The sequence below is a fragment of the Intestinibacter sp. genome (assembly GCF_034113885.1).
Taxonomy (GTDB): domain Bacteria; phylum Bacillota; class Clostridia; order Peptostreptococcales; family Peptostreptococcaceae; genus Intestinibacter.
Genome location: NZ_JAXEWM010000130.1, coordinates 1 through 12,748, shown reverse-complemented (window position 1 = coordinate 12,748; position 12,748 = coordinate 1). Strand labels below are relative to the sequence as shown.

General features: G+C 30.6%; 16 protein-coding genes. 2 read left to right on the top strand and 14 right to left on the bottom strand.

From position 1 onward, the window contains the following. Nucleotides 1–338 precede the first annotated feature (338 nt). Nucleotides 339–530 carry a hypothetical protein gene (locus tag SPD90_RS07960; RefSeq protein WP_320924871.1) on the top strand — a complete coding sequence of 64 codons (192 nt, stop codon included), beginning with the start codon at nucleotides 339–341 and terminating at the stop codon, nucleotides 528–530. Nucleotides 531–958: 428 nt separating this feature from the next. On the opposite strand, the gene SPD90_RS07955 is transcribed toward SPD90_RS07960, so the two are convergent. Continuing rightward, a complete protein-coding gene (locus tag SPD90_RS07955) occupies nucleotides 959–2,092 on the bottom strand; it encodes a S41 family peptidase (protein ID WP_320924870.1) in 1,134 nt (377 codons plus the stop codon). 170 nt (nucleotides 2,093–2,262) lie between these two features. Between SPD90_RS07955 and SPD90_RS07950 the strand changes: the two genes are divergently transcribed. Further along, nucleotides 2,263–2,835, top strand: a complete 573-nt coding sequence (locus tag SPD90_RS07950; RefSeq protein ID WP_320924869.1) for a 5-formyltetrahydrofolate cyclo-ligase — start codon at nucleotides 2,263–2,265, stop codon at nucleotides 2,833–2,835. A gap of 72 nt (nucleotides 2,836–2,907) precedes the next feature. Here SPD90_RS07950 and SPD90_RS07945 read toward each other — a convergent pair whose 3' ends face one another. From SPD90_RS07945 to atpF, 13 genes are all read right to left on the bottom strand, one after another. Further along, entirely contained in the window at nucleotides 2,908–3,357 is a 450-nt protein-coding gene (locus tag SPD90_RS07945) for a hypothetical protein (protein ID WP_320924868.1), read from the bottom strand. Between the two features lie 138 nt (nucleotides 3,358–3,495). Further along, on the bottom strand, nucleotides 3,496–4,434 hold the full coding sequence (locus tag SPD90_RS07940; protein WP_320924867.1) for a transketolase family protein: 939 nt from the start codon (nucleotides 4,432–4,434) through the stop codon (nucleotides 3,496–3,498). After that, nucleotides 4,427–5,254 carry a transketolase gene (locus tag SPD90_RS07935; RefSeq protein ID WP_320924866.1) on the bottom strand — a complete coding sequence of 276 codons (828 nt, stop codon included), beginning with the start codon at nucleotides 5,252–5,254 and terminating at the stop codon, nucleotides 4,427–4,429. The genes SPD90_RS07940 and SPD90_RS07935 overlap by 8 nt, the downstream gene beginning before the upstream one ends. 151 nt (nucleotides 5,255–5,405) lie before the next feature. Then, the gene (locus SPD90_RS07930; RefSeq protein WP_320924865.1) at nucleotides 5,406–5,816 is read right to left on the bottom strand and encodes a type II toxin-antitoxin system PemK/MazF family toxin; all 411 of its coding nucleotides are present in this window, start codon (nucleotides 5,814–5,816) and stop codon (nucleotides 5,406–5,408) included. After that, complete coding sequence (locus SPD90_RS07925; protein ID WP_290691538.1) at nucleotides 5,764–6,045, bottom strand: antitoxin; 282 nt, start codon at nucleotides 6,043–6,045, stop codon at nucleotides 5,764–5,766. The genes SPD90_RS07930 and SPD90_RS07925 overlap by 53 nt, the downstream gene beginning before the upstream one ends. A 257-nt stretch (nucleotides 6,046–6,302) precedes the next feature. Next, a complete protein-coding gene (gene gerS / locus SPD90_RS07920) occupies nucleotides 6,303–6,899 on the bottom strand; it encodes a germination lipoprotein GerS (RefSeq protein WP_320924864.1) in 597 nt (198 codons plus the stop codon). Nucleotides 6,900–6,988: 89 nt separating this feature from the next. Continuing rightward, on the bottom strand, nucleotides 6,989–7,369 hold the full coding sequence (gene acpS / locus SPD90_RS07915) for a holo-ACP synthase (RefSeq protein ID WP_320624792.1): 381 nt from the start codon (nucleotides 7,367–7,369) through the stop codon (nucleotides 6,989–6,991). Nucleotides 7,370–7,453: 84 nt separating this feature from the next. Continuing rightward, on the bottom strand, nucleotides 7,454–7,738 hold the full coding sequence (locus SPD90_RS07910) for a hypothetical protein (protein ID WP_320624793.1): 285 nt from the start codon (nucleotides 7,736–7,738) through the stop codon (nucleotides 7,454–7,456). 3 nt (nucleotides 7,739–7,741) lie between these two features. After that, complete coding sequence (atpD, locus tag SPD90_RS07905) at nucleotides 7,742–9,133, bottom strand: F0F1 ATP synthase subunit beta (protein ID WP_320624794.1); 1,392 nt, start codon at nucleotides 9,131–9,133, stop codon at nucleotides 7,742–7,744. Nucleotides 9,134–9,145: 12 nt separating this feature from the next. Next, nucleotides 9,146–10,012, bottom strand: coding sequence for an ATP synthase F1 subunit gamma (gene atpG, locus SPD90_RS07900; protein ID WP_320624795.1), 867 nt, complete (start codon nucleotides 10,010–10,012; stop codon nucleotides 9,146–9,148). Between the two features lie 30 nt (nucleotides 10,013–10,042). Then, complete coding sequence (gene atpA / locus SPD90_RS07895; protein WP_320624796.1) at nucleotides 10,043–11,542, bottom strand: F0F1 ATP synthase subunit alpha; 1,500 nt, start codon at nucleotides 11,540–11,542, stop codon at nucleotides 10,043–10,045. 15 nt (nucleotides 11,543–11,557) lie between these two features. Continuing rightward, nucleotides 11,558–12,100 (bottom strand): F0F1 ATP synthase subunit delta, encoded by a 543-nt coding sequence (locus SPD90_RS07890; protein ID WP_320624797.1) that lies wholly within the window; start codon nucleotides 12,098–12,100, stop codon nucleotides 11,558–11,560. Further along, nucleotides 12,097–12,597 carry a F0F1 ATP synthase subunit B gene (atpF, locus tag SPD90_RS07885; RefSeq protein ID WP_320924863.1) on the bottom strand — a complete coding sequence of 167 codons (501 nt, stop codon included), beginning with the start codon at nucleotides 12,595–12,597 and terminating at the stop codon, nucleotides 12,097–12,099. Before atpF ends, SPD90_RS07890 begins: the two co-directional genes overlap by 4 nt. Nucleotides 12,598–12,748 lie beyond the last annotated feature (151 nt).

Here is a 12,748-nt window from a genome sequence, read left to right as displayed (position 1 = left end):
TCGAATATCTGGCTTGGTTTGTTGGTTTTAATTCGTGTGAATTAAAGTTTATATTTAACCTACTGTTTAATTTTCAAAGTTCATTTGCTCGTTTCAGCTTGTTTAGTTTAACAAAGTTTCAAAACCTTGTCAACCATTTTTTTAAGAAGTTCTTTAATAACTTTCTTAAATCTCTGTCCCTCTCTCAAGGACAAGTAATATAATACCACCATAAAATTATATCGTCAATACTTTTTTTATATTTTTTCAATTTTTTTATACATTAAATCTTTACGTATATATAGCTTTAAATACAACATAATAAAAATAATCTATTAATTTAAAGAAGGGTGATTCATATGTATGATTTCGAAAGTGTAAAAAACTTATATGAAGATGGCTACAGATGTATATACTATAACTCTGAAGAAAATAATCTATTAGTCTATTTGAAAAACTTTGATAATGAAGATTCTAAGGAAATTCAATTTGAAGATGAAACTCAATTTATGCAATTTAAAGATTATCTAAATACTCTTAGAACAAAATGATACTTTAAATAATGAAAAATAATATACATTTTTCAAAAAACATATATTGTTTTTTATTTTCACATTCTAATAGGGAGTATAAAACTCCCTATTTTGATGTCACTATTTGCTTAATAAGAGCTATAAGCTCATTTCTATCTACTTCTAACTGTTTCTTTTTGTCTTTATAATCTTGAATGTTAACAACTTTTGCTTTAGTTTTTTTCATAAAATTCACTTCCCAAATATAAATTATTAACTTATTTATAGATATTCTATATTAGACTATAATTTCCTTCATTTTTTAAAACAATTTTCTAACAAATTATCTAAAAAAGTCTATTTTTTTTAATTCAGTAACAAAAGAAATCAAAAACACTTCAAAAATACTTACATAAAATATTTTTTTAATCTGTTTTTCATTCAAAATATAAATCGATAATTTAACCCTATTTTTTATTTTTAATGTATTCTATAGCTTTATCTAATTGCTTGTCTTTATCTTTTTCTTCTATATCGGGCTTAATACCTTGTTTGTTTATATAATCTCCATTTGGAGTATAATATTGAGCTGTAGTTAATTTATATCCTGTTCCATCCTTGAATTCTTTTACACTTTGGACAAGACCTTTACCATAGCTAGTTGTGCCGAGAGCTATTCCTGCCTTATTATCTACTATAGCTGCTGTTAAAATTTCTGAAGCTGAAGCACTATTTTCGTTTATTAATACTACTATAGGCAAATCAATTTTATCTGCATCAGATTTATAATATTGAGTATCACCCTTGTTATCTTTAGTATATACGATTGTACCTTCTCCTAGTAAATAGTCTGCTATATCTACACATACATCTAATAATCCACCTGGATTATCTCTAAGATCTATTATTAGTGATTTTACATTTTTCTTTTGTAAAGAGCTTACATGCTCTTTAAATTCATTATATGTATTCTTGTCAAATGAAGTTATTTGTACATACCCTATATTATCTTCTTTTACTTCACTTTTAACACTTTCAACTATTATCTCTTCTCTCTTAACTGTCACATCAAATGTTTTATCGCCTCTTTGAATAGTTAAAACTACTGATGTGCCTGCCTTTCCTTTTATTTTACTAGATGCCTTAGTAGATTCTGATGCTTTTACTGCTTCTCCATCTACTTTTAAAATAATATCTCCTGCTTTTAAGCCACTTTTTTCTGCTGGATAATTTTTTATTACAGATTGAACGACTATATTATCTTTATCATTACCAGTCATATAAATTCCTATACCTGTAAAAGAGCCTTGTGTTTGTTCTTTTAATAGAGCAAATTCTTCTTCTGTATAATATTCTGAATAAGGATCCTCCAATGCTTGTACTAGTCCTTTTTCAGCTCCTAATATTAATTTATCTTCATCTACATCTTGGTAATAATCACTTTCTATAATTTTTTCTAGAGCCATTATTTTTTCAAATTTTTCATATAAATTTCTAGATATAAATACTCCATCTAATAGAAAAATTTGAACTAAATTTGTACAAATTACTGTTACAATAACTATAATTATAGCTCCTATAAACAACTTCTTCTTTGACATATATTCTACCTCTCCTTTTAAATAAACTATTACTATTATATGATATTTTACCCTTTTTATTACTATTTACTAAATTTGTTGATTTAAACTAACAAATTATATTAAAATTTATAGTAAGGATATTAATTATATCTTCAATATTATACCATATATATAAAGGGGTAGATTTTATGAAAAAAGAATTTAGAAAAAAAGTAATTGCAGCAAGAATGGCAAAAGATAAAGAATTTATTGAAAAAAACTCAGATATAATCACAGAAAAATTACTTCAAATGGACTGTGTAAAAAATGCTCAAAATATTATGCTTTATTTAGATTTTAAAAATGAAGTTGCTACTGACCATTTAATCAATAAATTAATATCTCTTAGAAAAACGGTAACATCTCCTATAACTATTGTAGAAGATAGACTTTTAATACCTGCTCAAATAACTGATTTAGAAACAGGTATCAAAATAGGAGCCTACAACATAAGAGAGCCAAAGCCTGATGCTCCTACTCTAGATGTTAAAGACTTAGATTTAGTTATAGTTCCTGCATCTGCTTATAGTGAAGATTGTTATAGATTAGGATATGGCGGCGGATACTACGATAGATTTATAGAAAAATTAAGAGATGACGCTGTTACTGTAGGTATAGCTTTTGATCTACAAATTTTCCCTGAAGTACCTAAAGAAGATCACGATGCTCAACTTGATTACATAGTAACTGAAACTAGAATATTAACACCTAATAAAAAATAGACTACTATAAAAGAGAATGATACTATATCTAAATATATTCATTCTCTTTTTGTTTTTATATACTTTTAAACCTTATTTATTTTTATTATCGTCTATGTATTCCTTATCAAGCTCAACTTTATCCGGCAAAGATTTGATATTTGTTTCTAAAACTACAAAAGGATATGCATTTTCTTTCTCCTTGTATATAATCTCTACCTTCATAACCTGTTTACCCTCTCTATTTTCGATACTAATTTTATTTACATCTATTCCATAATCATTATTTTGTCCTCTAGTTACTACAACATAAACTTTATCATCTATCATAATAGTTAAAGCTCTCTCTTGGTCTATGTAATCATCCATCATATCTAATATTTTATCGGGAATCGAATCCCTTTGCACTAACACGTAATCTACAGGCTTTATATCTTCTACAAACATCTTGGGCAAAACTATAAATCCGGCTAATACAAATATAATTAAAAAAATGCCGTAAATCATACCCTTCATATTAAATTTTACATTCAACTGCAACACCTCCATATATTTAAATATATGAGTGTTAATTTTTGCCTATTCTAAATTTTAAATAAAAAAAACTGATTATACATAAATCTATATCTTTTTATACTATAATCAGCTTTGATTTTATTACTATTTATTTTTAATTTATAATTATTGTTTAGCTTTAATAGCTTCTTTTACTTTATTAATAATATTCTCTACAGTTAAACCATATTCCTCCATCAATTGTTTTGGTTTTCCAGATTGTCCAAAAACATCATTTATACCTATTTTTTTAACTAAAACCGGATAATTCTCTGATACAATCTCACTTACTGCACTACCTAATCCACCAACTACATTGTGCTCCTCCACTGTTACGATTGCACCCGTTCTTTTAGCAGATTCTATAATTAATTCCTCATCTATAGGCTTTATTGTAGACATATTTATTACTCTGACGTTTATTCCTTCTGATTTCAACAGCTTACTCGCGTTAATAGCTTCATTTACCATAATTCCGCAAGCTATTATAGTTGCATCTGCACCTTCTCTGAGAATTACACCTTTTCCTAGTTCAAAATCATAATCCTCCCCAAATACTTGAGGTACTGCACTTCTTCCTAATCTAACATATACTGGTCCTTTGTGGTTGACTATTTCAAATATCATCTTTTCTGTTTCAACAGCGTCACATGGAACTAGTACAGTCATGTTAGGTACTGCTCTCATTATCGCTATATCCTCTACGCTTTGATGTGATGCACCATCTTCACCGACACTTATACCTGCATGTGTTGCACATATTTTCACATTTAAATTCGGATAGCAGACAGAATTCCTTATTATCTCAAAGCCTCTACCTGTAGCAAACATCGCAAATGTACTCGCAAAAGGTATTTTTCCAGCTGTAGCCATACCACAAGCAGTTCCAATTAAATTTTGTTCTGCTATACCCATATTAAAAAATCTTGTTGGAAACGTTTTTGCAAACTCGCTTGTTTTTGTAGATTTAGACAAGTCAGCATCCAAAACCACAATATCCTCTCTTAAATCGCCTAATTTAACTAAAGCCTTTCCATAAGCATCTCTCGTTGCTATATTACTCACGGCAAGCACCTCCCAAATCTAATAAAGCTTGTTGTAAATCTGAATCACTTGGAGCACTTCCATGCCACTTAGCTTCATTTTCCATAAAAGAAATTCCTTTACCCTTTATAGTTTTAGCAATTATCATAGTTGGTTTACCTACTGTAGCTTTTGCTATATCTAAGGCTGCAAATATTTGATCGTAATCATGACCATCTATTGTTATTACATTCCATCCAAAAGCTTTAAACTTTCCTTCTATTGGATTTACATTCATAACCTGTTCTATATTTCCATCTATTTGAAGGCCGTTGTAGTCTAAAAATGCAATTAAATTATCAAGCTTATAATGAGATGCACTCATAGCTGCTTCCCATATTATACCTTCTTGTATTTCGCCGTCGCCCAATAATACATATACATTCCATGGTGCACTATCCAGCTTAGAAGCCATAGCCATACCACAAGCCACCGAAAATCCTTGGCCTAAAGACCCTGTAGACATTTCCACTCCTGGAATCTTATTCATATCAGGATGTCCCTGTAGCATGGATCCAAGTTTCCTAAATCCATCTAATTCTTTTCTATTAAAAAAACCTCTTTCTGCCAAAGTCGCATATAAAACTGGTGCGGCATGTCCCTTAGATAAAACAAATCTATCTCTATCTTCCATTTTAGGATTTGTTGGATCGATGTTCATCTCATCAAAATACAACGCTGTTAAAATTTCAACAGCTGATAAAGATCCTCCTGGATGTCCAGATTTTGCGCCATGTATCATAGTCACTATATCTTTTCTGATGATACTTGCAATCTCATTTAATCCCTTATGATCTCTCATGCGATTTACCTCCTAATTTTAAACTGATATAACTATATAATACTATTATAGTACCAATTCCTTCTTATTATATCACTATTAAAATTATTTTTTAATCTTTATGTTTTTATATAGCAAAAAAGACTATTGAAAATATACAATCAATAGTCTTTTAGATATTAAATAAGCCTAAGCTTATTTGAAGGCTATTATCTATTTTTAGCATCATACTCTTATCTAGACAACCTATCTTTTCTCTAAGCCTCTTTTTATCAATCGTTCTAATCTGCTCTAAGAGAATAACAGAATCTTTATTTAATCCATACTCGTTGGCAGCTATTTCAATATGTGTAGGCAATTTAGCTTTGTTGATTTGCGATGTTATTGCCGCCACTATTACAGTAGGGCTGTATTTATTTCCGATATTGTTTTGAATTATCAAAACAGGCCTAACTCCTCCCTGTTCCGAGCCAACTACAGGACTTAAATCAGCATAGTATAAGTCTCCTCGTCTTATCTCAGAGTTGAGATTACTCAACTTTTGCCATGTCTCCTTCAGAATTATTATCCAAAGAAATCTCATCTGTCATTCCTAACTCAGCTAATGAAAGATTAATTTTACCCATTTCTTTATAACCCTTTATCATAGTTTCTTTTAAACTTATTTTTTTCTTTTGAGTTATATAAAATTGAAATGCAGCATTTGCAAAATCCTCTCTATTACTATTTTCCATTTGAATAATTTTATCTACTTCAGATAAAATCCCCTCTGGCAAAGTAAATACAATTTTTTCTTTGTTTTTATTGTTCACAAAACCGCCTCCTAGGAATACTATCTATTCTAATTTTAACAAATAGATGCACGAATGTAAAATTGCATTTCTTACCATTTAACACATATCAATATACAATCTAGTTAATAGTATTCTTTTCATTATTTTTATTTACACTACCCTTCTCTATGTGTTATAAAACAAATTATTTTAATCTGGTTATTAGCTTAATTGTATTAATGAGATTCTTGTAAAATTTTTAGAAGCTATGTTATCTAGATTATTTTTATAAGTATTTAGTTTTTACTCTCAAAATCGGTATATTCTACAATAAATTTTTTCTCGCCTTCATTATCTAGTATTTCCATTTTTACAGGATTTTTAGTCTTTTTATCTATATACAATATTTGCTCGCTGAAATAAATATTCTCTGGTATGTCTATTTCTAAGGCTAATAGATCTCCACTGTAAAAGTTCATTCTGACAGATTCTTTTCGTGCGTAATCTTGTATAAAATCTCCTACAAATAGATATAATTTATTATTACCTACTTTAGGTAGTTCTATAACATCTCCTAAACTTTGATTTTTAATTACAATTTTATTCTCATAGTATTCTATTGTTTTTCCTTTTAGATTTTCTGGTGCTACTATTTCTAGTTTGTAATACGATGGTTTTTTATAGGTGTGATTTATTATGTATTTACTTTCACTTTTGTTGTTAATGGCAGTTATATTTGCTGTACATGTATACGATGTCATATAATTTATTTTCTTTTGAAAATCAGAATATATCTCTTCTTTGGTTTGCTGTTTTACTTTGCTACATCCTATTAAAGACAGTATTATACACATACATAGGATAAATAGTGCTATTGATTTTCGTTTAAACACATATACCACTTCCCTTCTTTTCTTTTATATTAATATTCAGGTTAGTGGTAAATTATTATTTTAATTAGTTCTTTATTTGATTTTATTTTTTAGTCTTCAGTAATTATTAGGCAGTTAGCTACTGCATAGTTCTCGCTATGAGATATACTAACCTTTATTTCTTTAACACTATATTTTATGCAAATATCATTTAAATTATTATATGTATTTACAATTGGCTTTCCTAAATCGTCTCTTAAAATTTCTATATCCTTTAGGTTAAAACCCCTTATCCCTGTGCCTATAGCCTTGCTTATAGCCTCCTTAGCTGCAAAATTGCCAGCTATACTTTCACTTCTAAGGTTATTTGCTTTAAAATATTCTATTTCCTTCTCAGTAAAGTTTCTCTCTAAAAATCTCGGCGTTCTTTCCAGAACTTTTTCTATTCTATCAATCTCTATAATATCTATACCTATTCCAAGTATATTCATAACCAATACCTCTCAAAATTTTAAAAGGAGTTATCTTTTTAGCCCTAAACTATTTTCGATAACTCCTCATATATTCATTATATCCTATAATGTTTCTTTTTTAGCCTCATCATCCCATGAAGCAGCTTCTGTTAATATAGTTGTTTTTTCTTTATTAACAGTGATAAATCCACCAGAAATTTTACCTTCTCTGAATTTACCATCTTTTTTTACTCTTAGTTGTCCTTCAACTAATCCTGCTACAAATGGTATATGATCTTTCAAAATAGCTCTATCACCTTTTGTAGTTCTCATTATTACCATTTCAACTTCATCATTATAAAAGATTTTTTCAGGAGTTACTATTTCTAATGCAAATTGGCTTGCCATAGACTAACACTCCTTCCCTTTCTCAACAGCTTCATCTATAGTTCCAACAAATAAGAACGCAGATTCTGGTAAATCATCGTGTTTACCTTCTAGTATTTCTTTGAATCCCCTTATAGTTTCTTTTATTGGAACATATTTACCTGGAATACCTGTAAATTGTTCTGCAACTGTAAATGATTGAGATAAGAATCTTTGTATTTTTCTAGCACGAGCAACTATTAATTTATCTTCGTCACTAAGTTCATCCATACCAAGTATAGCGATTATATCTTGTAATTCTTTATATCTTTGAAGTATAGATTGCACTCCTCTGGCAACTTCGTAATGTTCTTTACCTACTATATTAGGGTCAAGTATTCTAGAAGTTGATTCAAGTGGATCAACTGCTGGATATATACCTAATGAAGATATAGATCTTGAAAGAACTGTTTTTGCGTCTAAGTGAGTGAATGTTGTAGCTGGTGCTGGGTCAGTTAAGTCGTCGGCAGGTACATATACTGCTTGAACTGATGTTATTGACCCTTGTTTAGTTGATGTTATTCTTTCTTGTAATGCACCCATTTCTGTAGCAAGTGTTGGTTGGTATCCAACAGCAGAAGGCATACGTCCTAAAAGCGCAGAAACTTCTGAACCTGCTTGAGTGAAACGGAATATATTATCTATGAATAATAAAACGTCTTGGTGTTCTTGATCTCTAAAGTATTCAGCCATTGTAAGACCACTTAATGCAACTCTCATTCTTGCTCCAGGTGGTTCATTCATTTGTCCAAATACTAGAGCTGTTTTATTTAAAACTCCAGATTCTTTCATTTCGAAGTATAAGTCATTACCTTCTCTTGTTCTTTCTCCAACACCTGAGAATACTGATATACCACCATGTTGTTTAGCTATATTATTTATAAGCTCTTGTATAAGAACTGTTTTTCCAACTCCGGCACCACCGAATAGACCGATTTTACCACCTTTTAGGTATGGAGTTAATAAGTCAACTACTTTTATACCAGTTTCAAGCATTTCAGCACTATCTGCTATTTCATTGAATTCTGGAGCTGGCTTATGTATTGGTTCTCTAGGAGCGTCTTTTGGTGCAGCTTCACCATCAACTGGTTCACCAAGAACGTTGAATATTCTTCCTAAAGTTTGGTTTCCAACTGGTACAGCTATTGGTTTACCTGTATCAACAGCTTCCATACCTCTTACTAATCCGTCAGTCGCACTCATTGCTATACATCTAACTGTATCATCACCTATATGTTGTGCAACTTCGGCTACTATTTCTTTATCTCCTAACTTTATAACTAACGCGTTTAATAAATTAGGTAGGCTTTGTTCATTATCAAATTTAACATCTAGTACAACCCCTACGATTTGTACTATTTTACCTACGTTGGCCATTTCCTAACCTCCTTATTTTAGAGCTTCAACTCCACCAACAATTTCTGTTATTTCTTGAGTTATTGAAGATTGTCTAGCTCTATTGTAACTTAATTCTAGAGTAGAAAGCATTTCGTCTGCGTTATCACTTGCAGATTTCATCGCATTTCTTCTTGCTGATTGTTCTGATGCAAAAGATTCTATCACACCGTCATATATAATTCCTGATACGTACTTAGGTATTATATAACTTAGGACAGCCTCTGGTGATGGTAAATATTGAACTCTAGCTTTTCTTCCTTCTTCTTTTGATTTTACCTCTGTATCATCTTTTTCAAAAACTAATGGTAAAATTTTTATTAATTTAGGACGTTGTACTAGAGGTGATACGAATTCTGTATAAGAAATGTACACTTCATCTACTTCACCTTTTTTATATAAATCCATTGCAGTATTTGCAATTTCTAATGTTTTTTCGTAATCACAATTTTCTACATTATCTTGAGATACTAATAAATCGTAACCTTTCTTTGAAAAGAATTCTACAGATTTTTTACCTAATGCTATAACTTTTTCTTGTCTTCCATCCATATGAGCAGTTGTAAGCTTGAATATATTTGAGTTATATCCACCAGCTAAACCTCTATCCCCAGCTATTACAATGTAGCATCTGTTTTTTACTTCTCTTTGTTTTAAAAATACGTCTCTAACACCTCTTGTGTTAGTAGCTATATCCTTAACTGTTTCGTACATTGTATTGAAATATGGTCTACTAGCTAGAGCTCTATCCTTAGCTTTTCTCATTTTAGATGAAGCGACTAATTCCATAGCTTTTGTAATTTGTTGCGTACTTTGAACACTGTTTATACGATTTTTAATCTCTTTAATTCCAGCTCCCAATTAGTTCACCTCCTTTTTTAAAAAGGACCCTTATTCAACAACAAATGTCTTTTTAAATTCATTTATTGCTGAACTTAAATCAGTTGTGAAATCCTTATTTGCCATTATTTTTTCACTTAATTGAGGATAATTAGCATCTATAAATTTGAATAATTCAGATTCAAATTTAGATAATGCTTCAACTGGTATATCATCTACAAATCCATTTGTAACAGCAAATATTATCATAACTTGGTCTGTAACTTTAAGAGGTGCATTTTCGCCTTGTTTTAAAACTTCAACGATTCTTTCACCTTGATCAAGTCTTCTCTTTGTATCTGCGTCTAAGTCAGATCCAAATTGAGAGAATGATGCAAGCTCTCTATATTGAGAGTAAGAAAGTTTTAATGTACCAGCAACTTTTTTCATAGCTTTAATTTGGGCATCCCCACCAACTCTTGATACAGATATACCAGGGTCAACTGCTGGTCTTACACCTGAATAGAATAATTCTGGTTGTAAGTAAATTTGTCCATCAGTGATTGATATAACGTTTGTTGGTATGTATGCAGAAACGTCACCTGCTTGAGTTTCTATTATTGGTAAAGCAGTCATTGATCCTCCGCCTAATTCGTCAGATAATTTAGCTGCTCTTTCTAGTAATCTTGAATGTAGATAGAAAACATCCCCTGGATATGCTTCACGTCCTGGTGGTCTTCTAAGTAGTAATGACATTTCTCTGTAAGCAACTGCTTGTTTACTTAAATCGTCATATATTATAAGAACGTGTTTTCCATTATACATAAATTCTTCACCCATTGCAGCTCCTGCATATGGTGCTAAGTATTGAAGTGGTGCAGATTCTGAAGCTGTTGCAGAAACAACTATAGTGTAATCCATTGCTCCACCTTTTTCTAATTTGTTAACTAATTGTGCTACTGTTGAACGTTTTTGTCCTATAGCAACATATATACATATAACATCTTGACCTTTTTGGTTTAAGATTGTGTCTAGAGCTATAGTAGTTTTACCAGTTTGTCTATCGCCTATTATAAGCTCCCTTTGACCTCTACCTATTGGTATCATTGAGTCGATAGCTTTTATACCTGTTTGTAATGGTTCGTAAACTGATCTTCTTGCCATTATACCAGGTGCTCTAGTTTCAACTGGTCTAGTTTTAGTTGTAGCTATTGGTCCTTTACCATCTATAGGTAAACCAAGTGGACTTACAACTCTACCTATCATAGCTTCACCAACTGGAACTTCAACTATTCTTCCAGTTCTCTTTACTATATCTCCTTCTTTGATTCCACTGTCATCACCGAATATAACGGCACCGACAACATCTTCTTCTAAGTTAAGAGCCATCCCAAATACTTCTCCTGGGAATTCAAGTAATTCACTTGACATAGCATTTTCTAGTCCATAAACTGTAGCTATACCATCCCCAACTTTTAGGACGCTTCCTGTATCTGTTAATTCTATTTTATTATCATAGTTCTTTATTTGTTGTTTAATTATAGAACTGATTTCTTCAGGTCTTAAGTTCATGGGTTCACCGCCCTCCTACGAAATTACTTGAGAAAGTTGATTTTTTAAACCATCTAGACGAGTTTTTATTGTTCCATCTATTTCAGTATTACCAAGTCTTACCAAGACTCCACCTAAGACACTCTTATCAACTTTGTTCTCTAAAGTAACATTTTTATTATATTTTTTAGAAAGCTCACCTTCAAGCTCTTTTATTTTCACATCTGACATAGGAACTGCACTTATTACATATCCTTCTAAGATATTGTTCTTTTCATTTAGCAATTCCTTGTATGTAGTCTCTATTGCTTTTAAAGAATTAATTCTTCCTTTTTCTATTAAAACCTTGAAAAAGTTCTTTAGATCATTGTCTATTTTTCCTGCAAATAATGCATCTACTAATTGAATTTTTTCAGCTTTTGATACTAATGGAGACTTCATAACATTATTTAATTCTTTATTTGTAGTAATTAGAGAAGATACTTCTTTTAGTTCATTATATAGGCGGTCGATTTTATTTTCTTCTTCACCTATTTGAAATAGAGCTTCAGCGTATCTGTTAGCTATTACATCTATCATTTAGCTTCCCCTACCTCTTTTATAAATTTTTCGATTAAATCTTCATGTTTAGATTTATCTATATCTTCTTCTAATACTTTAGATGCTGCTAGTATAGCTATATCTGATATATCATTTCTGATTTCAGCAATAGCTTGTTCTTTTTCTTGAGCAATATCCTTACTTGCTTTAGCTTTTAATGAAACTACTTCAGCTTGTGCATCAGAAATTATTTGGTTAGATTTTTCTTCGGCTCTAGCAGTAGCCTGTCTGATAATCTCTCTACCTTCTTCTTTTGCTATGCTAACTTTTTCTTCATATTCTTTCTTTAAAGCTATACCTTCATTCTTAGCTTTTGCACCTGCTGCTAAATCCTCTTGAATCATATTTTCTCTTTTTTCAATTATATTTAGAACTGGTTTGAATAATATTTTTTTCAATACTAAGAATAGTATAACTGTATTTATAATCTGGAATAATAATTCCCATGATATGATTACTACTGGTTTGAAATCCATAACTATTCCTCCTCTTGACAAACCCTAAAACTTACATTTAGGAGATGACCAAACACCTCCCAATTGTAAATTTGAAAATATTTTTATATAACTTTTTATACCCATGGATTTGCGAATAAAAGGATTATAGATATAACTAGACCATATATAC